Genomic DNA, 25,483 nt, shown 5'->3' with positions numbered 1-25,483 from the left:
AGGATGCATCGCAATGACGCTCAACCGAAACTTCAGGGACGAAACCCTGCCGGTTCAATCAAACGCACCTGATTGCCACGGGCTGTGAACTCACGACCTTGGTCGCTTTGCACCACCACACGACCTCCGGATTTGACACGGATCACACGGGCACGAACCCAGCCGAGGGCGGCTGACTCGAGCACTTTGACGACATCACCAGGTTGAAGATCCAACTCCATGCTCAAAACCGGGAAACTGCATGAGGGGGCATCGGACGCGCCGTGGAGGACTCGAACCCCCGACATCAGGTTTTGGAGACCTGCGTTCTACCAACTGAACTAACGGCGCAAGGCGATGGACCCCTCGACCATCATCGAGGTGATGGCACTGGATTGAACGAGGCCGAAACCTCAGCGATCGAAGCGCTGCTTCACGCGGGTGGCCTTGCCCACCCGTTCCCGCAGATAAAAAAGCTTCGCCCTGCGCACTTTACCCCGGCGCTCCACCTTGATGGAGGCCACCTGAGGGCTATGCAACATGAACACCCGCTCCACGCCAATCCCTTGGAAGATGCGGCGCACAGTGATTGTGGCGTTGATGCCACCGTGACGCTTGGCGATCACCACACCCTCATAGGGCTGGACGCGTTCTTTGTTGCCCTCGCTGATGCGCACTCCGACGCGGACGGTGTCGCCCACATAAATTTCGGGAAGATCGGATTTGAGCTGCGCGGCTTCAAATTCACGAATCAGGGCTTCAGGGCCCAGCTTGGCGACCGCTGCAGCTGCTGGCGTTTCAGCCTTCGGAGCAGGGGATTGAGTCCCGCTCTGATCCCCTGCAGTCGCGTTTGCTTCGCTTTCTGCTGTTGCCACCTCGGCGGCTGTCTCCTGTGCGGTGGTGTCGTTAGGGTCCGCTGCCATCCCAGCTCCGGGTAATCACGCCAAACAAACAGCTTACCCTTTCGCGCCTCCTGCCCCGGTGGCTCGCGCTGATGACTTTCGCTTCCAGCTCTGAATCAGAAGGGTGGTGCCAGTGACGAGCATCCAGAGCAGGCCGAGGGCGTTGAGCAGCACCACAAAGGGCTCCAGATCGGTGCCGAGCCACTCTCCCTCGTGCAAGGCCATCAGCCAGTGCACCTGATCCCTGCTCACCCCACCCCAATCGCGCGCGAGCCGATACGCCATCCCCGAGCTGAGGGTGAGCAGCAGGGGCAGCAGCACGAACGGGGCCAGCCAGCGGTGCCACTGACGCACGTGCTTGAGCCAGGCCATCACCAGTCACGTTGGTTGTCGACATTGATAGCGTGACGCCAAGGCGATTCCGCCCTGACCCCACCACCTGCGTCTTGATGAATCTGTTTGCAGACCTACTGGCGGCGTCCAACGGAGCGCAAGCACCCGCCCGTGCGAAAGCCACAGCCACCGGTCCTCGCATTCAGCAACGTCGCGGCGTGGAGGTGAAGTCGGCCAGGGAGCTCAAGATCATGGCCCAGGCCAGCAAGATCGTCGCCACGGTGCTCCGGGAGATCATGGCGGCAGTGGAGCCAGGGCAGACCACCGCCGACCTCGATGCCATCGCCGAGAGTCGTATTCGCGCCATGGGAGCCACACCCAGCTTCAAGGGGTATCACGGTTTCCCCGCGAGCATCTGCGCCAGCATCAACGACGAGGTGGTGCATGGCATCCCCAGTGCCAAGCGCGTCATCCGCTCTGGTGATCTGCTCAAGGTCGATACGGGTGCCTACTTCGACGGTTATCACGGCGACAGTTGCGTCACGATCTGCGTGGGCGAAGTGCCTGAAGAGGCCCGCACCCTGAGCCGGGTGGCGCAGGAGTCTCTGATGGCCGGCCTGGGACAGATCAAAGCGGGCAACACGCTGCTGGATATCGCCGGCGCTGTTGAAGATCACGTCAAAGCACATGGCTACAGCGTTGTGGAGGACTACACCGGCCATGGCGTCGGTCGTAATCTCCACGAAGAACCGTCGGTGTTCAATTTCCGCACCAATGATCTGCCCAATGTCACCCTGCGACCCGGCATGACCCTCGCGGTGGAGCCGATCCTCAATGCCGGCAGCAAGCGGTGCCGCACCCTCAAGGATCGTTGGACCGTGGTCACCCGGGACGGCAGCCTCTCTGCCCAGTGGGAGCACACCATCGTGGTGACCTCCGACGGCTGCGAGATCCTCACCGATCGGGGGGAGGGCTGATCAGGCGGTTGTAGATCGCCCGCCCCAGTTCACTGAGGGGCATGACCAGGTAGGTAAGGGGATTGGGGGTCACGATCACCAGTCGTAGGCCCAGCTCGGACTGGGTGAGGATCTGGCCGGCGACCCAGTCGGCCGACATCACGCCGATCGGATTGAGCTCGGATCGGAATGGACCGAGCACCAACTTGCGCAGAATCAGGTTCGACTGGCGCTGGCGCCGATACTCACTCCAACGCAGGCTGACCAACTGTCCGATCAGGCGTTTGCTCAGTTCATAGGCTGGGCTGAGGGCCGGCTGGATCTCAGCCTCCGAGGTGTTCACCCAGAGCTCCCGCGGCATTGGTGTGGCACCACCTTCAGCGGCACTCGCTTCGAAGAGCTCCAACAGTCTCCAGCTGCTGAGGGCATTGATCTCCAGGCTCCTGTTCAGGCTGGCCTTGCTCTGGTCGCCCCCGGGATTGATCCCGTGGTTGAGCACCAGCACGTCCAGGTCGCGCAGTACAGGTAGGAGTGCCTCCTCCTGGCCGCATTGCCAGCGCACCCATTCCTGCTCAGGCTGGGAGGGTGGTTCACCGTGGGTGAGGCCCACCACATGGGCGCCCCGGGAGCGGAAGCGCCGGGCCAGGGCCTGACCGAGGGCGCCGCGGGCGCCGGTGATGCCCACCCTTCGGCCCTGCCAGCGCTGCTGGTGTTGGGAGATTGGGGCGGAATCGCTCTGGGCCATCACTCCAGCTTGGGGCATGCTTTGTGGGATTGGCGGAATCCTTGCTCACCCCTTCGATCGATGCCCAGGTGGCGCTGTATGCGCCCTACTGCGGCGGTCGCCGTGTGGAAGGCGAGTTGCGTAGGGCCCTGGAGCTGTGGCCCAGTGGTCATATCAACGGGGTTCGGCCGCTGGCGGGGGCGCCCGGCCATCACTTTCGGCTTCAGTGGCAGGTGGTGGAGGCTCCCCTGCTGGTCAGCGCCTGCACCCTGACGCTGCAGGTCGAGCCAACATGTTGTTTTCGCTTCAGCCTGGCGGCCCATCAGCTCATGGTCTGGTTGATGGAGCTCCACTCCGAAGGCGACGGAGCGCCCGATCTCTCGGATCGCTTCTGGCAGTGGCTGCTTCTGGAGGCTTCGGTGGAACGCTGCTTGGCTGATTCCAGTGCTCTTGAACGGAATGGGGACGCAGAGGGCCATTAAATTGACGGGCTGAACGCGCATCTGGGGCCGGTCATGGGCAACACCTTGCTGATCGGATCCTGTGAACCCTTCAGCGGCAAGTCAGCCTTGGTTCTGGGCTTGGCCCGACACCTGGCCGCTGGCGGCCATTCCGTCCGTTTCGGCAAGCCACTGGCCACCAGCTTCGACTGGACTCCGGCCGATGGGGCTCTGCCCGACCCCTTGATTGACGACGACGTCCGCTTCGTAGGCAGCACGCTTGGTTTGGCGGAGCATCAGCTCATTCCCTCGCTCCACCTGCTCTCACCCATCACCGCTGAGTCCCGCCTCGCTCAGGCCGAGCTCGATGCGGGCGATGGGTTCCAGCGGCTCCGACAGGATCTGGCTCAAGGCGGAGAGGGTGTGACCTTGCTCGAAGCGGCCGGCAGCCTTCACGAGGGCCTGCTCTACGGGCTCAGCCTTGTGCAGCTGGCCCATGGCCTTGACGCTCCGGTGGTGCTGGTGCATCTCTGGCAAGACAGCCGCAGTGTGGAGGCGCTGCTCGCCGCCCGGGATCAATTGGGTGAGCGCCTGGTGGGCATCGTGCTCAATGCGGTGACCCCCGATGAGGTGGACGAGCTGCAGCGTCATGTGGTGCCAGCACTGGAAGCCTTAGGGCTCGTGGTGTTCGGGGTGATGCCCCGATCACCTCTGCTGCGCAGTGTCACGGTGGGCGAGTTGGTGCGCCGCCTTGATGCGCGGGTGATCTGTTGTGAGGAGCGCCTGGAGCTGCTGGTCGAGACCCTGAGCATCGGCGCCATGAACGTGAATTCGGCGATGGAGTTTTTCCGGCGTCGCCGCAACATGGCAGTGGTGACCGGCGCTGATCGCACCGATATTCAGTTGGCGGCCTTAGAGGCCTCCACTCAGTGCCTGATCCTCACCGGTGCGGGCGAACCCCTGCCCCAGTTGATCAGTCGTGCCGATGAGCTCGAGGTGCCGTTGCTGAAGGTCGACCACGACACCCTGGCCACTGTGGAGGTGATCGAGCAGGCCTTTGGACATGTGCGTCTGCATGAGGCGGTCAAGGCCACCTATGCCTTCCGACTCGTGGAAGAGCACTGTCAGCTTGAGCAGATGTGCTCCGCCCTTGGCTTGCCATCCCGCTGACACTGCTAGCTTCAGATTCACATCGGCGGGAAGTCATTGAGCCGCTCCTTAGACCTTCCTGCCCTCGATCGGGTTGACACCCTCGCCCAGGAACTGGCCCTGCTTCAGGACAAGGGCAAACGACGGATCGCCATCCTTGGCAGCCGCCATGTGCCGGTGGTGGCGATCCATCTGATCGAATTGATCGCCCGTTCCCTGGCGCAAGAAGGCCATTCCTTGATTACCTCCGGGGCCCAGGGGGTGAATGCGGCCGTGATCCGCGGTGTTCTCGAAGTGGATCCAGCCCGTCTCACCGTGCTGCTGCCCCAGAGCCTGGAGAGGCAAGCCCCCGAGATCCGTGATCAGCTCGACCGGGTGTTGCATCTCATTGAGAAACCTGAATACGATGACCTGCCTCTGCCGATGGCGAGCAGCCGCTGCAATCAAGACATCATCAGCCGCTGTGATCAGTTGATCTGCCTGGCGTTTCATGACAGCGAGACCCTGCTCAACAGCTGCCGCAGTGCGGAGGACATGGGCAAGGTGGTGAGTCTTCTCTTCTTCGACTGATTCAGGGGTCTGAGGGCCTCGGCAGACGGGCCATCACCTGCAGTCGGTTGCCGTCGCGGCCGGCCACCACCACGTGATCGCCCACGGCAATCGGTCGGTCGAGGTCGAGGGAGCTGGCGGCCCAGCTCTGGCCATGCCAGCGCACCCGCCCTTCACCGCCGGCTGGAAACGGCGTGATCACTTCAGCCAGATCCTCCCGTTGCCGCGCCTGTCCCGGACGAGGATTGCGCCGGGCCGACCAGCGGCTCAGCCACACGGTGCCGATCACGGTGAACAGCACGAACAGCCCGATCTGGATCCCGATGGGCACGGAGGCCAGTGCGGTGAGCAGCGAGAGCAGCAGTGCTGCTAGGGCGGCAAACATCAGCCCATCGAAGCTGGGTTGCACCAGTTCCAGGATGAGCAGCACGCCGGCTAGCAGGAGCCAGATCAGGGGCACCCAGAACGCAGCCATTGGGAGGGGAGCCAGGCCTTCACACTCTGCTGCCTGGGGCAGCGATCGGCAGGCAGTTGCCCCTGTGCGATGCCATCCGTAGGGTCCGGATACGGATGGAGTGCGTCATGGAAGTGTTTTTTGGACTGCCTGCCTTGGTGCTGCTCGCCCTGCTGGGTGGCGGCAGTGTGAAGGTCACCAGCGGCGGTCGCTCCAGGTTGGTGGAGCGGTTGGGCAAGTACGACCGCGAGCTGCAACCGGGTCTCTCCTTCGTGTTGCCTGTGGTGGAGAAGGTGGTGAGCCATGAATCGCTCAAGGAGCGGGTGCTGGACATCCCTCCCCAGCTCTGCATCACCCGCGACAACGTCTCGATCGAAGTGGATGCCGTGGTGTATTGGCAGCTCCTAGAGCACTCTCGGGCGTACTACGCCGTGGACAATCTGCAGGCGGCCATGGTGAATCTGGTGCTGACCCAGATCCGTGCCGAGATGGGCAAGCTCGATCTCGATCAGACCTTCACAACGCGCAGTGAGGTGAACGAGCTGCTGCTGAAGGAGCTGGATGAAGCGACCGATCCCTGGGGGGTGAAGGTCACCCGGGTGGAGATGCGCGATATCAATCCGTCTTCAGGAGTGCAGCAGGCGATGGAGGCACAGATGACGGCGGAGCGGGAGAAACGGGCGGCGATTCTGCGCTCGGAGGGTGAAAAGGAAGCCCAGTTGAACGAAGCGCGCGGCCGGGCGGAGGCGCTGGTGTTGGATGCCAGGGCCCAGAAGGAGGCGTTGCTTCTGGAGGCGGAGGCCCAGGTGAAACAGCAGGAATTGCTAGCCAAGGCCAAGGCGGAGGCGGCATTGGAGCTCGCCAGCGCCCTGGAGGCGAATCCCAAGGCGGCTGAGGCGATGCGTCTGATGCTCGCCAAAGACTGGATGCAGATGGGCGAGCAGCTGGTTGATGCCCCGGCCGGCAGTGTGTTGATGGTCGACCCCCAGTCGCCGGCGTCCTTGCTGGCTGCCCTGAAGCAGTTCCAGCAAGGCCAGGTTTAGGCCCGGATCAGAGCCCTGAGCCCTTCCACATAGAGCAAACCTGAGCAGAACAGGGCGCTGGCCCAGCAGAGCCCCCGCAGGGGTGGCACGTTGCCCACGTAGGCGCCGATGTAAAGGAAGCGCAGCAGCGGTTGCAGCAATGCAGCGCCGATGGCGATGGCCGGAAGTGGGCCGGTGTGCAGGGCGGCGATCAGGGCGAGCAGGGCAGCGGGGGCGTGGAGGCTGAAGGCTTCGAAGCTGTTCTGATGGGCCCAGCTGGCCCGTTGGCCCCAGGCGGGGAGGCGATCAAACATCGCCCGGGGAGCGCCCATGTCGGCCATGGTGAAATCCGCCTGGGAGCGGGCGGCGCCCAGGGGCACGATGCTCAGCACCACCACGGCTCCGGCGAGCACCAGAGACCAGGCGAAAGGGGCCGCGTCGGACGCGGTGAACAGGTTGATCAAAGCCATCGGCAGCCAGCTGAAGTGCCCTTTTCTAAGCTGCGGGCAACCAGTACAGACGCCATGGCCAGCACCTACTCCTTCGACGTGGTTTCGGATTTCGACCGTCAGGAGCTGGTGAACACCCTGGATCAGGTGCGGCGGGATGTGAGTCAGCGCTACGACCTCAAGGATTCCGGAACGGAGATCGAGCTGGAGGAAACCGAAGTGGTGATCACCACGGCCAGCGACATGACCCTGCAGGCGGTGGAGGATGTGCTGCGTACCAAAGCGACGAAGCGAAATCTGTCTCTCAAAATCTTTGATTTCCAGACGCCGGAGGCCGTGGGTGGAAACCGGGTGAAGCAGGTGGTGAAGCTGCGCAAGGGGCTCAGTCAGGAGCTTGCCAAGAAGCTCAGCAAGATCGTGCGCGATGAGCTCAAGAAGGTGACGGTGGCGATTCAGGGGGAAAGCCTGCGCATCACCGGTAAAAGCAAAGACGACCTGCAACAGGCGATTCAGCTGCTCAAAACAAAGGAAGACGAACTCGATGTTCCCTTGCAGTTTGAAAATTATCGTTGATCTGAACCTCTAGAGGTTCAGATTCACCTGCACGCCGCCGGCCCAGACTCCCGGAACCTCTCCGGTGCCTGACGGATTGATCAGCCATTGCATCACGGGCTGCACCTGCACCACGTCGGAGATGTAGATCGAATAATTCAGTTCGATCACGCCTTCATAGGTCAGTCCGGGTGTGAGGGTGGGGCTGAAGCTGCTACGGGTCAGGCCCAGGGCGAGCACATCCAGGGGGCGGTTGGGCAGCACCCCCTGGGAGAGCCAGCCACCGGCGCCAAAGGTGGGAACCGGGTTGTTGTCGGGATCCAGGCCAAGTGATCCCGCCAACCAGATGCGATTGTCGAGCCCCACCGGTAACTCGATCGGCCAGGTCAATGAGGCATAGAGGCCCCGGTTGGCACCATCCCCGATCTCGCCAGCGCCTTCAATCAACAATTTGGTGGTGGCGTAATAGCCGCCCAACTGCATCAGGGGCAGGGGCAGTTGGCGGGCCACCGTCACTCGGCTGTTTCGCACCCGGATCGGTTCAAACAGATCCTTGCGTTTGCGCAACGGGTTGATCTGCCATTGCAGCGCCTGCAGGCTTCCTTGAACATCGGGCTGTTCCGGGTCAGTGCCCAGGCTGGCGGCAATGCTGGTTTCCGGATTGAGGTAGAAGTAGCCATATTTGATCGACCCCAGGTTCTCGGAGTGGGCACCGAGCTTCACACCCGGAGCCACGAAGGGATTGATCGGCAGCCCCACCACCAGCAGATTGAGGGTGTTGTTGAGGGTGGAGTTGATGTAGTTGTTGTAGGCCGGTGCCACCAGAAATTCCGGATCCATCGACATCAGGCCGGCCTGGGCATCCCACCAGCTCTCGCCACGGTTGCGGCTGATGTTCGCTTCTGTGATCCAGGTTCCCACCGGGATCACCAGGGTCTGCAGGGTGAAGGCGGATCCCAGCTCCGTGTTCAGATTCGGGTCACCGGCAGCATTGGTGAGTTCCAGATTCACCTGCCAATGGTCAATCTCCTGCCAGGTGGATTCCTCCTTGTTGAGGCCGCTGCTCATCGACAAGCCCACCACCGTTTCCTGGAACCAGGAGGTGGCGGCGGGATTGAGGCCCCCGAGCATGCCCCCCATCGGCTCGGTGGTGTAGTCCACACTCAGATCCATCCAGTCAGGCAGGCCGAGCAGGGTCTGAATCGGCCCAGCCTGAGCCGGGCCGCACATGCCGAGCAGGCCAGCTGAGGCGGAGGCCAAAAGGCGGGTCAGCAGGCGCTGCATTCCGTGGGTGACGAACGGCAGCGCCAGAATGTCAGCCCTCAGGCGATTTCGGCAAAGGTGTCCCGGAAGGCCTGCAGAGTGGCATCGATGTCGGCTTCGCTGTGGGCCAGCGAGGTGAAACCGGCTTCAAAGGCACTGGGTGCCAGATACACACCGCGTTGGAGCATGGCCCGGTGAAGGCGACCGAAACGCTCCGTGTCGGCGGTTTTCGCTTCTTCGAAGTTGCGCACCGGGCCTTCACAGAGGAAGAACCCGAACATGGCGCTGACGCTGCCACCGGTGATCGGTAGGCCAGCAGCACCAGCGGCCTCGATGATCCCGCTGATCAGGCGCTCTGTGGTGGCAGCGAGCTTCTCGTAGCTGCCGGGTTGCTTCAACAGCTCGAGGGTCTTGATGCCGGCCGTCATCGCCAGAGGGTTGCCGCTGAGTGTGCCGGCTTGATACATCGGTCCGGCAGGGGCGACCATCTCCATGATGTCTTTGCGGCCGCCGTAGGCACCCACAGGCAGGCCGCCGCCGATCACTTTGCCCATGGTCGTGAGGTCGGGTGTGACGCCGAAGTGGGCCTGGGCACCGCCGTAGCTGATGCGGAAGCCGGTCATCACTTCATCGAACACCAGCAGAGCACCGTGCTCCTTGGTGATTTCGCGCAAACCTTCCAGGAAACCGGGCTCCGGTGTGATGAAGCCAGCATTGCCGACGATCGGCTCAAGGATCACGCCGGCAATGGCCTCAGGGTTCTCTGCAAATAGCTGCTTGACCGCTTCCAGGTCGTTGTAAGGGGCGGTGAGGGTGTTGGCTGTGGTGCTGCGCGGCACCCCTGGGGAGTCGGGAAGGCCCAGGGTGGCCACACCTGAGCCGGCCTTCACCAGGAACATGTCGGCATGGCCGTGGTAGCAGCCTTCAAACTTGATCACCTTGTCGCGTCCAGTGAAGGCGCGGATCAGTCGCAGCACCGCCATGCAGGCCTCGGTGCCGCTGTTCACGAAGCGCACCATTTCAACGCTGGGTACGGCGTCGATCACCATGGCGGCCAGGGTGTTCTCCAGTTCGCAGGGGGCTCCGAAACTGGTGCCTTTCTCGATCGCTTCCTGCAGGGCGCTGATCACCTCGGGGTGGGCATGGCCGCAGATGGCAGGTCCCCAACTGCCGATGTAGTCGATGTATTTATTGCCGTCCACGTCCCAGGCGTAGGAGCCCTTCACCCGATCGAACACGATTGGCTGGCCGCCCACCGACTTGAACGCCCGCACCGGAGAGCTCACACCACCGGGCATCAGGGCCTGGGCGGCACTGAAGATGGCCTGGGAGCGGGAGGTGTTCAGGGTGGGAGCTGTCACGGGGACGGGAGCCAAAGGGCTGATGCAAACCGTGCGCCATCCTGACCCAAAACGGACAGATGCGTCCGATCTGTGACCGAGACCTGGCTCTCCAGGCGCGCTTCTCCCTAAGTTGAGCCAGACATCGGTGACGTCCTTGCCGCACGACTGGGCTGCCCTGGACCGTGATCTCAGCCGTCGGCTCCCCGCCAATGCTGTGGTGCGACGCCGGCAGGAGCTCCTCGCTTACGACTGCGACGGGCTGACGCTGGATCGCCATGCGCCGCCCCTGGCTGTCTTGCCGCGCACCCGGGAGGAGGTGGCTGAGATCTTGGCCTGCTGCCATCGCCACCGCATTCCTTTTGTGGCCCGGGGCAGTGGCACCGGTCTCTCCGGCGGCGCCCTCGTGGAGGAGGAGGCGCTGCTGGTGATCACCAGCCGCATGCGTCGCATCCTTGCGGTGGATCTGGCCAATCAGACGATCACGGTGGAACCGGGGGTGATCAACAGCTGGGTGACCCGGGCAGTGGCCGGCGAGGGCTTTTACTACGCGCCGGATCCCTCCAGCCAGGTGGTGTGCAGCATCGGCGGCAATGTGGCGGAGAACTCCGGTGGGGTGCATTGCCTCAAATACGGCGTCACCAGCAATCACGTGCTCGGGCTGGAGGTGGTCCTTCCCGATGGCACGCTCACCCATCTGGGCAATGGCCTGGTGGAGGCGGCGGAGTTGGATCTGCGTGGTGCCTTCATCGGCAGTGAGGGCACGCTTGGCATCGCCACGGCCATCACCCTGCGCCTGCTGCGGGCACCGGAAACGGTGTGTGTGCTGTTGGCTGACTTCCCCACCACCGAGGCGGCCGGGGAAGCAGTGCGGCAGGTGACGGCGACGGGCGTTCTGCCGGCGGGGATGGAGATCATGGATAACTTCATGATTCAGGCCGTCAATGACCTGTTCGGCCATGACGAATACCCCCGCGATGCGGCGGCGGTGCTCCTGATCGAGCTGGATGGTCAGGCAGCCGAGGTGGCCGTGGCGGCGGAGCGAGCCTCCGCGCTCTGCCGTCAGGCGGGGGCCCGTGGCGTGCGTCGGGCTGACGACGCGGCCGATCGCGCCCAGCTCTGGAAGGGGCGTAAATCAGCGTTTGCCGCTGTCGGCCAGATCTCTCCTACCTATTACGTTCAGGACGGCGTCGTGCCCCGCAGCAGCCTGCCCGCCGTGTTGGCGGCGATTGGCGCCCTCAGTCGTGACCATGACCTGCCGGTGGCCAACGTGTTCCACGCCGGCGATGGCAATCTCCATCCGTTGATCCTCTACAAACGGGATGAGCCCGGTGTCGGGGGCCGCGTCAAGGAGCTGGCGGCGGCGATCCTGAGGGCCTGCCTGGATGTCGGAGGCAGCATTACCGGAGAACATGGCGTCGGCGCCGACAAGCGCTGCTACCTCGATTGGATGTTCAGTCCGGATGATCTGGCAACAATGCGCCGGGTGCGCCTGGCCTTCGATCCTTGTGGACTGGCCAACCCTGGCAAGATCTTTCCCACTCCCACCAGCTGCGCGGAGTCGGCCCGTCGCCGAGTGGAGCTAGCGATCACTGATCCGAATCTCGTCGCTTTCTAGAGATTTCCGATCTAGAGGTCCCAGTCGTCGCTGTCGCCGTCCTCCTCTGGGGGCCAGCAGAGATCCACCACCACTGGCGCATGGTCACTGGGTTGATCCCGCCCCCGCTCCTGTTTGTGGATCACGCAGCCCCGGGCCTGGGCGAGAAGCTCCTCGCAGAGGTAGATGTGATCGATGCGCCAGCCCCGGTCCCGATCCCAGGCGCCGCTGCGGTAATCCCACCAGCTCCAGTGCCCCGTGTCGGGTTCAAACACCCGGAAAACATCGTGCAGGCTGCCGGAGAGGGCGCTGTTGAGGGCGGCCCGCTCCGGCTCACTCGCCATGATGCCGCCGGTGAGCCGATCCGGGTCGTGGATGTCGCGCGATTCGCGGGCGATGTTGAAGTCGCCCACCACGCAGAGGGGCTCACCCCGCTGCTGCGGCTGCTGGAGATAGCGCTGCAGGCAGGCGAGCCAACGCAGTTTGTAGGGGTATTTCTCCGATTTGAGGCTTGATCCGTTCGGCACATAGAGATTCACCACGCGCACGCCATCGAGCAGAGCGCTGATTACCCGTTTCTGCGCGCCGAGCTCCTGAGCTTCCTCGTCAGCCAGTTCACCGGAAAAGCCAAGGCGCACGTCCTCGAGGGGCGTCCGGCTCACCAGGGCGACACCGTTGTAGGCCTTCTGGCCGTGAATGGACGCCTGCCAGCCTCGGCTGGTGAAGGCCTCCAGCGGGAACTGGGGGTCGTCCACCTTGGTTTCCTGCAGGCAGAGCAGATCGGGCTGGGCAGCGTCCAACCAGTGCAAAACATGATCGAGGCGGGTGCGCACGGAATTGACGTTCCAGCTGGCGATCCGCACGGAGGTTCAGGCTCGTTGGGTGACCCCTAGCATTACGCGGCCCCTGAAGCAGAGAACAATGCGCGCGGTTCAGATGCTGCCCAGGACCGGCATGCTCCTGGGACTCGCCCTGACGGGACTGACTGTGGCCGTGGAGGCCGCTCGTGCCCAGAGCCCCATGGGCGGTTATCAGACACCGCAGGAACGGGAGATCTACAACACGGTTCCCGGGCAGAACGACAGCACCAGTCCACTGGATGCCACCAATCCGATGGATCTGATCAACCGTCTGCGGCGGGCGACCTCCATGAGTGATGCCACCGATCCCTCCGACGCGATCGATGCTGCCCTCAAGGGGTATCAGACGGAGGCGCCTGCCCAGCCTGGCCCGTTGCCCCAGCCTTGAGCGTCTTCAGATTTGTGGTGCTCCGCGCCGACAGCAAGGCCCAGCGCGCGGCCAAGCCGGCCAAGGGGCGTTCGGAGGCTTGCTCGGGGCTCTGCCGCCGTTGTGCCTGAGCCAGCAGCTCCTGGGCTGCCGCGCCCTGGCCCTGCTCCTGGCGTATCAAGGCCAGGGCCAGGAGTGGCTGTGGATCCGAACCATTCTCTTTGGCTAACTGCTGATAGGTGGTGGTGGCGTCCTTCACCTGACCAGATTGGCGCTGCAGATCTGCCAGCAGCAGGCCGAGTTTGAGGCGTTGCCCTGGTGGGCGGGCGTCGAAGCGGCTCTTCACCCGTTCGATCGCCACCTTGCTGCGGCCGCGGTTGAGATCGTTCAGAGACGCCACCTTGAGAACCTCCTCCTGCTCGGGATGCAGGCGCAGCAACAGGGCCAGTTCGCGGTCGGCGGCGTTCTGCTGTCCGGAGCGTCGCATCAGTTCACTGCGCAGCAGGCGCCAGCGCCAATCTTTTGGGTGCTGCTTGAGCTGGTCTTGCACCAATGCGATGGCGTCGCGGCTGCGGCCCAGCCCGATCAGGCGTTCCAGCAAGCGCCGTTCCTCGTCCGGAGGCAGGGCGTCGCGGCGTCGACGTCGCAGCAGGTCCTGCACCTGCTGGTCGAGCTGGGCCCGGGTGGCGGATTGCAAGGACGGGGGTTGAACCATCTGGAGGAGCAACCAGCCAACGCCAGCGGTGATCGCCAGGCCCGCCACCAGCATCCAGCGGCTCCATACACGCGTCCGCCCACTCCCTCCTGCCACAACAGTTGATTCGCATCGCTGACGCCAACCAGTGTGGGATGGTCACCCCGGCCTGGCTACAGTTGATCCGGGCTTGTGGATGCCCCTTTTCCTGATGCGCGACCATCCGATTCCCCCGGTCACCGAGCCGCTCCAATACCGGGCCATCGGTGTCGTGCGCGGCACCTACAGGCCAGAGGATGCCGACCAGTTCACCCGTGGTGTGCTGGTCGACGCTGAAGGGCAGGAGCTGGAGGCGGTGGTGCTGGGGCGCATGCTCACGCTCATGCGTCGCCATCTCGCCATGGATGCACCCCATCTGTGGGTGGTGTACCCCCGCTGCCGCGATGCGGGCCATCTCCATCTGCAGATCACCGGCATCTGGGAGCCGAGCACCCTGCAGCCGGGGGCTTCGGACGATGCGCTGCCTGAGGGCGACAACTATTTCTCGATTCGCGGCGAGTTGATTTACACCCGCCCGGAAACGGGTGATCTGGTGGTGAAAGTGCGTCAGAAGCCACGGGCGGATGGCAGTCGCCCCCTGCCGTTCAAGCTGCAGCTCAAAGGGGAGATCCCCCTGGATCAGCTGCGTCATTTCGTCAGCCTGGATGTGCGGCGTCAGGGGCAGGAGCTGCACGTGGAGTCCCATGAGCTGATTGCCCCCATGCCTACCCGCGGTGGCAAGGGGCGGGGTGGGGCTCGCAAAGGGGGAGGGCGCAGCAGTCGCCCGCAGGCCCGCGCCTGATGGCCTCATCGCCCGTGTCTGCCACCAGTGCGGGTCTGGCGGTGGCCGGAGCCACCGGTCTGGCCGTGTTCGGGCCTTTGCTTGGTCTGTCAACGGCCTGGATTGCCCTGGGGCTCGGGGCCGGATTGCTCGGGCTCACCCTGGATGCCTATCAATGGCAAGGGCTGGGCGGCCACCTTCTGGCGGAAACCCTGCCGGGTGGCCGGGCCCGTCTGCAGCGAATCGCCTGCCATGAAGCGGGGCACCTGCTGGTGGCCCAGGCGGAAGCGATGCCCGTCCGGCGTGTGCTGGTGGGCACGAAAGCTTGTCTGCAGGCCGGGCTGCGCAGCAACGGTGCCACGGAATTCGAACTTCCCGAATCCGTGCGCCTGTCGCTCGAGGATCTGCGCCGCTGGAGCCGGGTGCTCCAGGCGGGCATGGCGGCGGAGACCCTGGTGTACGGCCAGGCTCGCGGTGGCGCCGATGACCGGGCCCTGCTCGGCCGACTCTGGGGACTCTCCGGCCATGATGTGCCTACGGCCCAGCGAGAGCAGCGGCGCGCCAGGCGGGAGGTGGATCAGCAGCTTCGGCGGGAGCGTGACCAGCTCGAGCAGTTGCGTGATCAGCTGCTGACGGAGACGGCCCATGGCTGATCTGCTGGTCGATTGCCCGACCGGCCTGGCTGGAGACATGCTGCTGGCGGCCTGTTTCGACCTGGGTGTGCCCCGGGAGGTGGTGGAGGAGCCCCTGGCCTTGCTGGGCTTGGCGGGGGCGTATCAACTGACGGTGGAGGAGGCCAGCAGTGGCGGCTTGCGCGGTCTGCGCCTTCAGGTGGCGGCCAGCCGCGACCCCCAGCCCCATCGCCGTTGGGGCGACCTGCGCGCCCAGATTGAGGCGGCCGCCCTGGCGGAGCCCTTGCGGCAACGGGTGTTGCGCGTTTTCGCTGCCCTCGCGGCGGCAGAAGCGCGGGTGCATGGCATGCCTGAAGAGGCGGTGCATTTCCACGAAGTGGGTGCGATCGACAGCCTGGTGGACGTGGTGGGTGTCTGCGCGGCCATCACCCATCTGGCTCCGGATCGCTTGCTGTGTCAGCCTCCACCCGCCGGCCGGGGGACGGTGGCCACCGCCCATGGCGTCCTGCCAGTGCCCGTTCCCGCCGTCCTGGAGCTCGCCCGTCAGCGTCGCCTGCCCTTCCGGGGGGGTGAGGATCAGCCGGAGGGAGAGCTCACCACCCCCACCGGTCTGGCGCTGATGGCGGTTCTTGCCGACAGCTTTGAGCCTTGGCCGTCCTTTGCGGTGGATGGTCTTGGGGTCGGGCTCGGGCATCGGCAGCTCGACCGCCCCAATCTGTTGAGGCTGATCCGCAGCGATCGAGCCGTTGGGCTGGAGCCGCCGTCCCTGCCGTTGATGGATGCTGCGGAGGCTCAGTGGCAGGAGTTGGTGCTGCAAGAGGCCTGGCTCGACGATGCCAGCCCCGAAGATGTCGCTGCCCTGGCGGAGTCGCTGCGTCAGGCTGGGGCCCTGGAGGTGACCACCACCCCGGCGCTGATGCAGAAGGGGCGTCCGGGCTTGGCACTGGCGGCTTTGCTTTGGCCGCAGGATGCCGAGGCCCTGCGGAGAATCTGGCTGGCTCGTAGTCCCACCCTTGGGATGCGGGAGCGTCGCCAGGGCCGTTGGGTACTGCCGCGCCGCGGTGGGCATTGCCCTTCCCCCTGGGGCCCGGTGCGCGTCAAGCAGGTGCGGCGCCCGGGGGGCGAGTGCACCGTGAAGGTGGAACACGACGAGTTGCAGCGCCTGAGCAAGACAGCCGGTCAGTCGATCGATCAGGTGCGCCTGACCGTGCTGGCTGAGGCGGCGCGGTTTGAAGCCACGGAGGCGTGGCGATGGTGAGGTGGAAGCTGCGGGATTGGAAGCCGGCGCTTCCGGGCGGGCTGCGCCTGTGGATCACCCTGGCGAGCCTGACCTTCGTGACCTGGGCGCTGGCGGGCCATCTCAGCGGGCTTCAGCAGCTTTCGATCGATGGGCGCGGTTGGTGGTGGCTCCTGCTTGGTCTGGGGCTCAGCTGGGCCAGCCTGGTGGTCAATGCCCTGGCCTGGTGCGTCCTGGTCGCCTGGCTTGGCCATGGCGCCGAGTCTGTGGATCTGGTGGCCTTGCATCTGCGCAGCAACCTCCTCAAATACCTCCCCGGCGGTGTCTGGCATTTCGTGGATCGCCTGCGCGCGCTGCAGCCACGGATCGGCACGAATCGGGCTCTTGTCTCGGTGCTGCTGGAGCCCCTGCTGATGGCCGTGGCCGCCCTGCTCTGGCTGCCCGCCGGTGGCTGGCAGGCAGGACTGGGCCTGCTGGCGCCCCTCCCCGCCCTGCTGCTGCTGCCCCGTTGGCGGGAGCCGCTGCTCCAGCGTCTGGAGCGGGGGAAGTGGAAGCGGTTGCAGCGTTTTTTTGGTGCTGAAGGCCTGGAGGCTCCTGATCCTGAGCATCTGGGCAGTGGCCGCAGTGGCTACCCCTGGGCGCCCCTGGGCATGGAAATGCTGTTTGTGTTTTGCCGTTTCGCCGGTTTCTGGTGTTGCGTGCAGGCCTTCGGTCTGGGCTTCAGTCATGCGCCTGGCTTCTGGTTGGCCGGCTTTGCGCTCGCCTGGGCCGTTGGTTTGGTGGTGCCCGCCGCGCCAGGAGGCCTCGGGGTGTTTGAAGCGGTGCTGATCCTGCGGCTCGGTGCGCTGGTGCCGGAAGCGCCCCTGCTGGCGGTGGCACTCACCTATCGGTTGATCGTCACGGGCGCCGATGCCCTTGCCGCCGGTGCCGTGGTTCTGGATCGACGCCAAGCCTTAACCGTCCGTTTCCGACAGCCCGGCGGTGTGTGATCAGGATTCGGGTGATCTGTTTCGCACCTTGTGAAGCACAAGCACTCCGTCCAGGCCTACATCGAAGACGTTCCGGTCTGGGATGACGGCTCTCCCCTCGCCAATCCACCGCTGTCGGGCATGCAGTGGTTGGTGTGGGGCCTGGCCACCGCCGGCAAGTTCTTCGAGGGCATGATCGTGTTCATGCAGGGGGTGGGCCTCCCTCTCATCACCCGCGAGTTCTCCCTCACCGACTTCGACAAAGGACTGGTGACCGCGGCCACCCTGGCCGGCATTCTCTTCGGTGCCCTTTTTCTCGGTGGTCTGGCCGATCGGCTCGGACGCAAGCCGGTGTTCATCGGCGAGATGGTGCTGCTGTTGGTGGCTCTGCTGGTGGCGGCAGCCGCCCCCTCCAAGGGGGTCTTGATCGTGAGCCTGTTCGTGATCGGTCTGGCGCTGGGGGCCGACTACCCCACGGCCCATTTGGTGATCTCCGAGAGCATCCCGGCCGCGATCCGAGGCCGACTGGTGTTGGGTGCCTTCAGCTTCCAGGCGATCGGGGCCGTGCTGGGCACGGCGATTGCTTCGGTGGTGTTGAGCAGCATGGCCTCCTCCCCGGATGCGCTCGATGCCTGGCGGATCTTCTTCCTAGTGCCGGTGGTGCCGGTGGCTGCCGTGATCTGGGGACGGCTCTTCCTGCCGGAAAGCAGTCATTGGTTGGTGAGTCGCGGTCTGCCGGAGAAGGCGGAGAAGCAGTTGCGCAAACTGCTCAACCGGCAGAACCTGACCTTGGCTGGTGTGGATCGGCTGCAGGAAATCGATGCTGAGCAGCGCAGCAATGACTGGTCGAAGCTGTTTCGTGGCAAATATCTCCGCTCCACGATCCTCACCTCGGTGCCCTGGTTCCTGCAGGATCTCTCCACCTATGGGATCGGCATCTTCACGCCGGTGATCATCGCCACCGCCTTCGGCGCCCAGAGCCATGAGCACACGGTGGCGGCCCTGATCCACAACGACATGATCGGGGCCCGGGGCACCGCATTGATCGATGTGGGCTTCCTGGTGGGCATCGCCGTGGCGATCGTGCTGGCCGATCGCTGGGGTCGCATCCCGCTGCAGGTGACAGGGTTTATCGGTTGTGCGGCCGGACTGTTCATCGCCGGCCTTGGCGGCAGCGGCTCCAGCATCAACCTGCCGCTGGTGGTCGCCGGTTTCCTGCTCTTCCAGTTCATGACCAACTTCGGCCCCAACGCCACCACCTATCTGTTGGCGGGCGAGGTGTTTCCCACCAAGATCCGTGGCCTCGGCGCTGGTTTTGCCGCGGCCAGCGGCAAGGTGGGAGCCGTGTTGACCGCCTTCTTTTTCCCCACTCTGCTGCAGGTGTGGGGTACGGAGAAGCTGTTGATGGTGCTGGTGGTGACGTCTCTATTGGGTGCCGTGGTCACCTGGATCTACCGAATCGAGCCCAAGGGCCGCGACATGGAGAGCATCTGAATTCAGCGCCGCTCGTCAATCGCAGGAGCGGCACTCCAGCTGGAACGTGCAGTGATCGATGCCCAGGGTGGCCATCGCCCGATTCGCTTCCATCAGCAGCGTCGCGTCGTTGTCCGCGCTTTCAGGTGCCCGCACCAGATGGACGGTCAGGGCCACCCGGGAGGTTCCCATCGACCACACATGCAGGTGATGCACGTCGTCCACTCCATCCAGGCCAAGCAAGCCCGAGCGCACGGCATCGGGATCGATTCGTTGGGGGATCGCATCGAGGCTTTCGGCCAGGCCGTCCTTCAGGAGCTCCACGCCAAGCCAGGCCACGCTCAGCCCGACCCCCAGGCCTGTGAGTGGATCGAGCCAGAGCCAACCGGTGGCGGCCGCCAGCAGGGCGCTGATCAGCACCGCGGCCGAGACTGCTGCATCGCTCAGCAGATGCAGCACGGCAGCACGGCGGTTGAGGTCGTGTTGATGCCCATGGCCGAACAACCGGGCCGACAGCAGATTCACCACCAGCCCCGCCGCTGCCGCCCAGGCCACCGGTCCGGCCACCAGGGGTTCCGGCCGCTGGAAGCGTTGCAGTGCTTCCACGCACACCACGGCCGAGGCCATCAGGATCAAGACCGCATTGCTGATGGCCGCCAGCTGGGTGGAGCGGCCAAAGCCATAGGTGAAGCGAGCCGTGGCTGGCCTGCGGCTGAGATGGTCCGCCCCCCAGCCGAGCAGCAGTCCTGCCACATCGCCGAGGTTGTGCAGGGCATCACCAATCAGGGCGATCGATCCGAAGGCGCTTCCCACGACGATCTGCAGGCCGCTGAGGCCGGCGTTGAGCAGCACGGTCCAGCGAAAGGCGTGGCTGGAGTGGTGGTGATGATGGCTCACGTTCGCCGGCCGTTGCTTTCATGATGGTTCCCTGTCCGCCAGATGCCGGCTGGGAGCTGATCCGCCGTCAGGAGCTGCCGCGCCGAGCCGAGGATGGCCGTCCGCTCGGGGGCTTTTCGGCTGTGGCCTATGAGCAGTCGACCGACCGGCTCTGGTTGCTCAGCGATTCTCCCCAGGGGCATCTCGTGCCTCTAGCGGGTGTGACGCCATGGCTGAGGGGAATGGCGCCGCTTGCGCCTGGGCCCCGGCTGCTCCTGCGGGATGGAGCCGGGCAGCTCCTGCCGGCTCGCTTCGACGGCGAGGGTCTGGTGCTCAATGGCGATCAGGCCTGGATCGTGAGTGAAGGACGGCGCAATCGGCGGTTGGGATCCCAACGGCCGCCCCAGCTGCTCCGCTTTTCGCTGCGCAGTGGTCGTCAGCAGGCCGAGCAACCGCTGCCTCCGGCTTGGCGTTTTGGCCCCGGTCGCGGTCTGGAGTCGAACAAGGGGCCGGAATCGCTCAGTGCCGGGCCTGCCGGCAGTCTGCTGTTGGCGGCGGAAGCGCCCCTGCGTCAGGACGCCTCCGGGGCCAATGGTGATCTGGTGAGGCTGGCCCTGCGGGCTGCCGATGGCACGATCCGGGAGGTCGGGCGGCTGGCGATCGGTCCGGCTGGTAGCGCCCTGGCCCGCTCCCAGGGCCTCACCGAGTTGCTCAGCCTGGCGCCCTCCCGCGGTGTGCTGGCGCTGCTCCGCAGCTATACCCCGCCAGGGGAGTGGACGGCTCAACTCCAGTGGCTGCCCTGGCCCGAGGGAAGCGCGCAGCCGCCGTTGCGTCCTCTGGCCGGCTGGGATCTGCTTCAGGTCGGGCTGCCGGCCGACAACTGGGAGGGCATGACCTGGGGGCCAGGGCTGGCGGATGGACGTTCGACGCTTGTGCTCGTGAGCGACGACAACTTCAATCCGCTTCAGCGAAGCTGGGTGGCGGTGCTGGCGCCACGTCGTCAAGCCAGGTGCCGGGATCAGACCACTCCGGCTCCGAACCCGTCCTGACCCTCCGCTCCCCGCTCCTTCGCTTCCCATGCGCCGCCGCTCTGTGCTCAGCCTCCTCGGTCTTGGCGGCGCCGGTTGGATCGCCAGCCGCGCCGCCGATGGGCTGGCGGCTTCAGCCCAGGAGACAGGACGACCCTGGCCGTTTGACCCCGTGGCCACACCGCTGCCCGTCAACAGCGATGGCCTGTCGGCGGCCCAGCAGCAGCGTGCCTATCGGGAGGTGGCGGTGGAGGATCGGCTGGTCGTTCCGGAGGGCTTCCGCAGTGACCTGCTGGCCGCCTGGGGGGATCCCCTGGCGACGGGGCGTTTCGGCTTCAACAACGATTACCTCGGCTTCGTTCCCCTCGGCTTGAACGAGGCTCTGCTCAGCGTCAATTTCGAATACATCAGTCCGATCCCCTGGAGCGACGGTTTCGCGGAGGTGGTGGGTCAGCCCCTGCCCTGGGGCGAGCTTGTGGCGGCCCTGGCGTCACGCCAGGGCGTGATCGACTGCAGCACCCTGGCGGCCAGCGATCCTCTGCTGGCAACGATCCGGGCCGTCAGCGATCAGGCCATGGCCGATCTCGGGCTTGGTGTGATTCACCTGCAACGCCAGGGCGGGATCTGGCAGCGGACACCCGACCGGCGCGAGCGTCGCGTGGATGGTCTGGCCGGTTGGCGCGACCCCGGGGCGCGTCTGCCGATCACAGGTCCCGCCACGGCGGTGTTCATGGCGCCGCAGTGTTTGGGCTACGACGATGGCCTGGGGGCGGCAGCGGTGGGCACATTCGCCAACTGTGCCGGCGGCACCACCCCCTGGGGCACGGTGCTCAGCGCCGAGGAGAACTACCAGTCGCAGGTGCCGGAGGCGGTGTTTGCCGATGGCAGTGCTGCGCCACCTTCGACCATGCCCTTCGTTTGCCGGGCCACGACCCTGGCCGGTCTCGGCAATCCCTATGGGCTTGCCGGAAATAAATACGGCTGGATGGTGGAAATCGATCCGAAGGATCCGGCGGCCCCGGTGCGGAAGCACAGCGCCCTCGGCCGTTTTCGCCATGAGGCGGTGGCTGTGCGCGCGGTCGCTGGTGAGCCCCTCGTGGTGTATTCCGGCTGCGACCGTCGCGGCGGCCATCTCTATCGATTCGTCAGTTCCGGCCGGGTGAGCCGGCCGGAAGATCCCGCCAATTCCCAGCTGCTCGAAGTCGGTGAGCTGCAGGTGGCCCGTTTCGCCGCCGATGGCACGGGTGAGTGGTTGCCCCTGCGTCCTGAGACCCCCGTGCAGCCGTTCCGTCCTGGCCGCTATCAGGCGGCCGGGCTCACCTGCCCGGTGGATTTGCCCCATTCCGATCGACTTCAGGCGGGAGGGGAACTGTTTCGCGACGATGCGGCCGTGATGGCCTACGCCAAGCGCTTCCCAACCTTGGCGGCCCTGTATCGGGGAGACGGAGAAGCGTTGCAGGGGGCGATCCTGATCGATGCCCATCTGGCGGCCTCCGCCGCTGGCGCGACTCCCACGGCCCGACCGGAGGACACTGAGATTGATCCGGTGAGCGGTGACCTTTTGGTGGCGTTCACCTCCGGGGCACCTGGCAGCCGAGGGGGAGCGGATCCGGCGATTTTCCGTGGCCCTACGGGTGAAGCCAGCTGGGAGCACGGCTGGGTCATGCGCCTGGGTGACGATCCAGCCCCAGGCCGTGGTTTTCGTTGGCGTATGGCTGTCACCGGTGGTGAGCCCTGGGCTGGAGGGCTCGGTTTCACCAATCCCGACAACCTGGCGATCGACCGGCAGGGCAACCTCTGGATCGTCACGGATCGTTCCGCCAAGTCAGCGGCCAGCGATCAGTTCGGCAACAACAGTTGCTGGTTCGTTCCCCGTGCTGGGGATGGGGAGACAGCCGCCTGTTTTGCAACCGGTCCGATGGAATGCGAGCTCTGCGGGGTGAGCCTCGATCAGCAGGAGCGGGCCCTGTTCCTGGCGGTGCAGCATCCCGGCGAGGTGCAGGGCCGGCGCCAACTGGGCTCCGAGGAGTTTCAGGCCCATCGTCTGCAGGATCGGCAGGGGGGCACGATCGAGCAGTTGCGCCGGGTGCCGCTGGGGTCGAACTGGCCGTCCCAGGCGCCAGGACGGCCACCACGACCGGGTGTGGTGGCGGTGCAGCGGCGCAATGGTCAGCCCCTGCTGGGTGCCTGATCCTGGCCCTGTCGCTCCAGACCAGGGATCAGGGCCAGGGCGGCGATCAGTCCAAGCGTCAGGATCATCAGCGCTGGCCAGAGTGCGGCGGCCAGGCGTTCATCACTGGCGTACTGGAACACCCGAACCGACAGGGTGTCGAAGTCGAAGGGACGCAGGGCGAAGGTGAGGGGTAGTTCCTTCACGGTGTCGACGAACACCAGCAGGGCGCCCACCGCCAGGGGGCCGCGCAGCAGGGGAAGGTGGATGCGTTGCAGCACGGCGGGCCAACGGCAACCCAGGCCGGTGGCCGCCTCATCCAGGCTCGGTGACAAACGCTCCAGTGCGGCGTCCAAGCCCCCCTTGGCCACGGCGAGGAAGCGATCGCTGTAGCCCCAAAGCAGCAGCAGCAAGGGGGCCAGCCGCCAGGGGGAGCCGAGCAAGAGCAGGGCCAGGGCGAGTACCGCGCCGGGAACGGCATAGCCCATTCCGGCCAAAAAGGTGAGGCTGCGCAACCAGGCTGCGCTGCTCCAGCGTTTGGCGATCGCCAGCACAAGTGCGGCGGCCACCGCAAGTCCCGCGGCCGCCAGGCCGAGTCCGAGGCTGCGGCCGGTGAGCTGCAGCAATTCCCCGCTGAATCCGGCCCGGAGTTGATCCAAGTTGCGGGCGGTCCAGAGCAGGGGAATGCCGAGGCTGAGCAGAGGCGGCACGAGGCCAAGGACCTGGGCGCCAAGAGCCCGTTGCCCCTGCAGCGGCCAGGCAGGCGATTCACCCCCGGCTACCCCCTCAGTCCAGCGCCGGCTGCGCCGGCGCAGCCGGCGTTCCCCCACCAGCAGCACCATCACGATGCACAGCGTGATCAGGGCGAGGCCGACGGCACCGGCGGGATTGCCTTCGGCCTGCCAGGCCTGGAGGATGCCGGCCGACAGACTGGGGATGCCGAGCAACTGCACGGCGCCGAGTTCATTCACCACTTCCATCCCCATCAGGGCGATGCCGGCACCGATCGCAGGCAGAGCCAGGGGCAGGGCGATGCGCCGAAAGCTGTTCCAGGGACCCACGCCGAGGCAGCGGCACGCTTCCAGCTGCCGCCTGCCGCAAATGGTGAAACTTTCGGTGCTCAACAGGAACACATAGGGGTAGGTGCTCACGGCCATCACCAGCACCCCCCAGCCCAGGCCGTGAATGCGCAGCCCCTGACGGCTGCCGAGGTCGACCAGTGTGGCGGCCAGCAGATAGGAGGGACTGGCCAGGGGTAGCAGCTGGGCAACGCGGAGCAGGCGCCGGCCCGGGAAGCGGCAGTTGGCCAGAAGCCAGCCGTTGGCGGTGCCGAGTGTACCACCGAGTAGGGCGGTGCCCAGCAGCAGCAGGGTCGTGCCGCGCAGCTGGGCACCGCCGTCAGGCCCCAGTTGGGCAGAGCCAGTCAGCAGTCCCTGAAGGCCTTCGCCCAGAAGCCCTCCGATCGGCCAGAGAGCGAGCAGGGCGAGCAGCAGGGCGCCGCTGCTGAGCAGGCGGCGCCCCGGTTGCCAGGTCGGGCGGTCGCCGGCGGCCAGGGGGGACATACTCATTGCCAGCCGTTGGCTGTCATCAGATCGAGGGCCTTGCCATTCAGTTCGCCGAGCCGGGCGGCGGACACATCAGCTTGCCGGAACGGCCCCCAGGCGCTCAACACCGGATCATTGCCGAAGCCGCGGATTGGGTATTCATGGTTGGCGGCCGCATAGCCACCCTGGGCCTGGTTGGAGGCGAGGAATTCGAGGAAGCGACGCGCTTCTTTGGGGTGCTGGCTGTGGCGGGTGATGCCGCCGCCCGTGATGTTGACGTGGACGGGGTCAGGCCAGACCACCTGCACCGCAGCGGACAGCTTCTGGTCATCGGCGCCTTTGTCGCCGGCCTGTAGGCGTCCGAGGTAGTAGCTGTTGGCAAGCGCCACACCGCAACGGCCCTGGGCGACCGCACGGATCATCGGCGTGTCGCTGCCGTAGACGGGCTGGGCCAGGTTGGCGACCATGCCGCGGATCCAGGCCGCGGTCGCTGCCTCCCCTTCCCGGTCGAGCATGAACGCCACCAGTGACTGGTTGTAAACGCTGCGGCGATTGCGCAGGCAGAGCCGGCCCTTGAGGGCTGGATCCGCCAGCTTGCGGTAGCTGTTCACCTCGGTTGGTTGCACCTGGGCTGGATTGACCATCGGTGCACGCAGCCGGCGCGTCAGCCCGAACCAGCGGTTGTTGGGATCGCGCAGATCGGCGGGAACGGCGGCCTCAAGCGCGGCCGAATCCACGGACTGAAACAGATCGAGATGGGCGGCGCGGTCCAAGCGGGCGGCGTCGGCCAGGATCAGCACATCGGCGGGGGAGTTGGAGCCTTCGGAGCGGAGACGCTGAATCAGGGCATCATCCTTGGCCTCCAGGAGTTTCACCTTGATGCCGGTCTCGGCAGTGAAGCGGTCGTAGAGCTCCTGATCGGTGTTGTAGTGCCGTCCGGAGTAGACGCCGATCTCTTGGCGGCCCGATGTGTTGCAGGCGGCGAGCAGCCCGGATGATGCCAGGAGCAGGGCGAGCAGGCCGGCATTCCGACCGGCTGTTTTGCGAGTGATCCGCATTTGCGAGCGGTGACTGGCTGAGAATGATACGCAATAGCTTGGCGTCT

28 protein-coding genes and 1 tRNA gene are annotated in these 25,483 nt (G+C 65.4%); 15 read left to right on the top strand and 14 right to left on the bottom strand.

Annotation, left to right across the window (positions count from 1 at the left end):
- Window positions 1-32: 32 nt before the first annotated feature.
- From SynWH8101_RS10615 to SynWH8101_RS10600, 4 genes are all read right to left on the bottom strand, one after another.
- On the bottom strand, window positions 33-221 hold the full coding sequence (locus SynWH8101_RS10615; RefSeq protein ID WP_006043540.1) for a hyperconserved protein Hcp: 189 nt from the start codon (window positions 219-221) through the stop codon (window positions 33-35).
- A gap of 36 nt (window positions 222-257) precedes the next feature.
- A tRNA-Trp gene (locus SynWH8101_RS10610) sits at window positions 258-330 on the bottom strand.
- A 62-nt stretch (window positions 331-392) separates the two neighbouring features.
- Window positions 393-902, bottom strand: a complete 510-nt coding sequence (gene rplS / locus SynWH8101_RS10605; protein ID WP_130129742.1) for a 50S ribosomal protein L19 — start codon at window positions 900-902, stop codon at window positions 393-395.
- Window positions 903-935: 33 nt separating this feature from the next.
- Window positions 936-1,253 (bottom strand): PepSY domain-containing protein, encoded by a 318-nt coding sequence (locus SynWH8101_RS10600; protein ID WP_130129741.1) that lies wholly within the window; start codon window positions 1,251-1,253, stop codon window positions 936-938.
- Window positions 1,254-1,330: 77 nt separating this feature from the next.
- On the opposite strand from SynWH8101_RS10600, the gene map reads away from it, so the two are divergent.
- Window positions 1,331-2,191, top strand: coding sequence for a type I methionyl aminopeptidase (map, locus tag SynWH8101_RS10595; RefSeq protein WP_130130489.1), 861 nt, complete (start codon window positions 1,331-1,333; stop codon window positions 2,189-2,191).
- On the opposite strand, the gene SynWH8101_RS10590 is transcribed toward map, so the two are convergent.
- Window positions 2,169-2,933 (bottom strand): SDR family oxidoreductase, encoded by a 765-nt coding sequence (locus SynWH8101_RS10590; RefSeq protein WP_130129740.1) that lies wholly within the window; start codon window positions 2,931-2,933, stop codon window positions 2,169-2,171. The genes map and SynWH8101_RS10590 overlap by 23 nt on opposite strands.
- Window positions 2,934-2,944: 11 nt before the next feature.
- On the opposite strand from SynWH8101_RS10590, the gene ebsA reads away from it, so the two are divergent.
- From ebsA to SynWH8101_RS10575, 3 genes are read left to right on the top strand one after another with little or no spacing between them, the layout of a single operon-like run.
- The gene (gene ebsA, locus SynWH8101_RS10585) at window positions 2,945-3,376 is read left to right on the top strand and encodes a type IV pilus biogenesis protein EbsA (RefSeq protein WP_174719512.1); all 432 of its coding nucleotides are present in this window, start codon (window positions 2,945-2,947) and stop codon (window positions 3,374-3,376) included.
- A gap of 33 nt (window positions 3,377-3,409) precedes the next feature.
- On the top strand, window positions 3,410-4,504 hold the full coding sequence (locus SynWH8101_RS10580) for a phosphotransacetylase family protein (protein ID WP_130129739.1): 1,095 nt from the start codon (window positions 3,410-3,412) through the stop codon (window positions 4,502-4,504).
- Window positions 4,505-4,540: 36 nt separating this feature from the next.
- The gene (locus tag SynWH8101_RS10575) at window positions 4,541-5,053 is read left to right on the top strand and encodes a DNA recombination-mediator protein A (protein ID WP_130129738.1); all 513 of its coding nucleotides are present in this window, start codon (window positions 4,541-4,543) and stop codon (window positions 5,051-5,053) included.
- Between the two features lies 1 nt (window position 5,054).
- On the opposite strand, the gene SynWH8101_RS10570 is transcribed toward SynWH8101_RS10575, so the two are convergent.
- Window positions 5,055-5,507 carry an NfeD family protein gene (locus tag SynWH8101_RS10570; protein ID WP_130129737.1) on the bottom strand — a complete coding sequence of 151 codons (453 nt, stop codon included), beginning with the start codon at window positions 5,505-5,507 and terminating at the stop codon, window positions 5,055-5,057.
- A 107-nt stretch (window positions 5,508-5,614) separates the two neighbouring features.
- On the opposite strand from SynWH8101_RS10570, the gene SynWH8101_RS10565 reads away from it, so the two are divergent.
- On the top strand, window positions 5,615-6,529 hold the full coding sequence (locus tag SynWH8101_RS10565) for an SPFH domain-containing protein (protein ID WP_130129736.1): 915 nt from the start codon (window positions 5,615-5,617) through the stop codon (window positions 6,527-6,529).
- Here SynWH8101_RS10565 and SynWH8101_RS10560 read toward each other — a convergent pair.
- Complete coding sequence (locus SynWH8101_RS10560) at window positions 6,526-6,978, bottom strand: MAPEG family protein (protein ID WP_130129735.1); 453 nt, start codon at window positions 6,976-6,978, stop codon at window positions 6,526-6,528. The genes SynWH8101_RS10565 and SynWH8101_RS10560 overlap by 4 nt on opposite strands.
- A gap of 54 nt (window positions 6,979-7,032) precedes the next feature.
- On the opposite strand from SynWH8101_RS10560, the gene SynWH8101_RS10555 reads away from it, so the two are divergent.
- Window positions 7,033-7,530 carry a YajQ family cyclic di-GMP-binding protein gene (locus SynWH8101_RS10555; RefSeq protein WP_130129734.1) on the top strand — a complete coding sequence of 166 codons (498 nt, stop codon included), beginning with the start codon at window positions 7,033-7,035 and terminating at the stop codon, window positions 7,528-7,530.
- 9 nt (window positions 7,531-7,539) lie between these two features.
- Here the strand turns inward: SynWH8101_RS10555 and SynWH8101_RS10550 are convergent, their stop codons facing one another.
- Complete coding sequence (locus tag SynWH8101_RS10550; protein WP_130129733.1) at window positions 7,540-8,793, bottom strand: carbohydrate porin; 1,254 nt, start codon at window positions 8,791-8,793, stop codon at window positions 7,540-7,542.
- A 38-nt stretch (window positions 8,794-8,831) separates the two neighbouring features.
- Window positions 8,832-10,133 carry a glutamate-1-semialdehyde 2,1-aminomutase gene (gene hemL / locus SynWH8101_RS10545; protein WP_130129732.1) on the bottom strand — a complete coding sequence of 434 codons (1,302 nt, stop codon included), beginning with the start codon at window positions 10,131-10,133 and terminating at the stop codon, window positions 8,832-8,834.
- A 136-nt stretch (window positions 10,134-10,269) separates the two neighbouring features.
- Here hemL and SynWH8101_RS10540 point away from each other — a divergent pair, with 136 nt between their 5' ends.
- A complete protein-coding gene (locus SynWH8101_RS10540; RefSeq protein ID WP_130130488.1) occupies window positions 10,270-11,730 on the top strand; it encodes an FAD-linked oxidase C-terminal domain-containing protein in 1,461 nt (486 codons plus the stop codon).
- An 11-nt stretch (window positions 11,731-11,741) separates the two neighbouring features.
- Here SynWH8101_RS10540 and xth read toward each other — a convergent pair whose 3' ends face one another.
- The gene (gene xth / locus SynWH8101_RS10535) at window positions 11,742-12,572 is read right to left on the bottom strand and encodes an exodeoxyribonuclease III (RefSeq protein WP_130129731.1); all 831 of its coding nucleotides are present in this window, start codon (window positions 12,570-12,572) and stop codon (window positions 11,742-11,744) included.
- A gap of 58 nt (window positions 12,573-12,630) precedes the next feature.
- On the opposite strand from xth, the gene SynWH8101_RS10530 reads away from it, so the two are divergent.
- A complete protein-coding gene (locus SynWH8101_RS10530) occupies window positions 12,631-12,957 on the top strand; it encodes a hypothetical protein (protein WP_370586993.1) in 327 nt (108 codons plus the stop codon).
- Here the strand turns inward: SynWH8101_RS10530 and SynWH8101_RS10525 are convergent.
- Window positions 12,902-13,747: a hypothetical protein gene (locus SynWH8101_RS10525; RefSeq protein ID WP_130129730.1), complete on the bottom strand. Its 846-nt coding sequence runs from the start codon at window positions 13,745-13,747 to the stop codon at window positions 12,902-12,904. The genes SynWH8101_RS10530 and SynWH8101_RS10525 overlap by 56 nt on opposite strands.
- A 94-nt stretch (window positions 13,748-13,841) precedes the next feature.
- On the opposite strand from SynWH8101_RS10525, the gene SynWH8101_RS10520 reads away from it, so the two are divergent.
- From SynWH8101_RS10520 to SynWH8101_RS10500, 5 genes are read left to right on the top strand one after another with little or no spacing between them, the layout of a single operon-like run.
- Window positions 13,842-14,471, top strand: a complete 630-nt coding sequence (locus tag SynWH8101_RS10520; protein ID WP_130130486.1) for a hypothetical protein — start codon at window positions 13,842-13,844, stop codon at window positions 14,469-14,471.
- The gene (locus SynWH8101_RS10515) at window positions 14,471-15,103 is read left to right on the top strand and encodes a hypothetical protein (RefSeq protein ID WP_130129729.1); all 633 of its coding nucleotides are present in this window, start codon (window positions 14,471-14,473) and stop codon (window positions 15,101-15,103) included. The genes SynWH8101_RS10520 and SynWH8101_RS10515 overlap by 1 nt, the downstream gene beginning before the upstream one ends.
- Complete coding sequence (gene larC / locus SynWH8101_RS10510; RefSeq protein WP_130129728.1) at window positions 15,096-16,340, top strand: nickel pincer cofactor biosynthesis protein LarC; 1,245 nt, start codon at window positions 15,096-15,098, stop codon at window positions 16,338-16,340. The genes SynWH8101_RS10515 and larC overlap by 8 nt, the downstream gene beginning before the upstream one ends.
- On the top strand, window positions 16,334-17,308 hold the full coding sequence (locus tag SynWH8101_RS10505) for a lysylphosphatidylglycerol synthase domain-containing protein (RefSeq protein WP_130129727.1): 975 nt from the start codon (window positions 16,334-16,336) through the stop codon (window positions 17,306-17,308). Before larC ends, SynWH8101_RS10505 begins: the two co-directional genes overlap by 7 nt.
- Before the next feature lie 30 nt (window positions 17,309-17,338).
- Window positions 17,339-18,781 carry an MFS transporter gene (locus SynWH8101_RS10500; protein WP_130129726.1) on the top strand — a complete coding sequence of 481 codons (1,443 nt, stop codon included), beginning with the start codon at window positions 17,339-17,341 and terminating at the stop codon, window positions 18,779-18,781.
- A gap of 15 nt (window positions 18,782-18,796) precedes the next feature.
- Here SynWH8101_RS10500 and SynWH8101_RS10495 read toward each other — a convergent pair whose 3' ends face one another.
- The gene (locus SynWH8101_RS10495) at window positions 18,797-19,657 is read right to left on the bottom strand and encodes a cation diffusion facilitator family transporter (protein WP_130129725.1); all 861 of its coding nucleotides are present in this window, start codon (window positions 19,655-19,657) and stop codon (window positions 18,797-18,799) included.
- A 23-nt stretch (window positions 19,658-19,680) separates the two neighbouring features.
- On the opposite strand from SynWH8101_RS10495, the gene SynWH8101_RS10490 reads away from it, so the two are divergent.
- Together SynWH8101_RS10490 and SynWH8101_RS10485 are read left to right on the top strand one after the other, a co-directional pair.
- Window positions 19,681-20,685, top strand: coding sequence for an esterase-like activity of phytase family protein (locus SynWH8101_RS10490; protein ID WP_254427947.1), 1,005 nt, complete (start codon window positions 19,681-19,683; stop codon window positions 20,683-20,685).
- 28 nt (window positions 20,686-20,713) lie between these two features.
- Complete coding sequence (locus SynWH8101_RS10485) at window positions 20,714-22,855, top strand: PhoX family phosphatase (protein ID WP_130129723.1); 2,142 nt, start codon at window positions 20,714-20,716, stop codon at window positions 22,853-22,855.
- On the opposite strand, the gene SynWH8101_RS10480 is transcribed toward SynWH8101_RS10485, so the two are convergent.
- Both SynWH8101_RS10480 and SynWH8101_RS10475 read right to left on the bottom strand, forming a co-directional pair.
- On the bottom strand, window positions 22,834-24,402 hold the full coding sequence (locus tag SynWH8101_RS10480; protein ID WP_130129722.1) for an iron ABC transporter permease: 1,569 nt from the start codon (window positions 24,400-24,402) through the stop codon (window positions 22,834-22,836). The two genes, SynWH8101_RS10485 and SynWH8101_RS10480, sit on opposite strands and share 22 nt — an antisense overlap.
- Window positions 24,399-25,436: an extracellular solute-binding protein gene (locus SynWH8101_RS10475; protein ID WP_130129721.1), complete on the bottom strand. Its 1,038-nt coding sequence runs from the start codon at window positions 25,434-25,436 to the stop codon at window positions 24,399-24,401. The genes SynWH8101_RS10480 and SynWH8101_RS10475 overlap by 4 nt, the downstream gene beginning before the upstream one ends.
- Window positions 25,437-25,483 lie beyond the last annotated feature (47 nt).

The organism is Synechococcus sp. WH 8101 (genome assembly GCF_004209775.1).
GTDB lineage: Bacteria > Cyanobacteriota > Cyanobacteriia > PCC-6307 > Cyanobiaceae > Synechococcus_C.
This window is presented reverse-complemented; position numbering and strand designations above follow the sequence as displayed.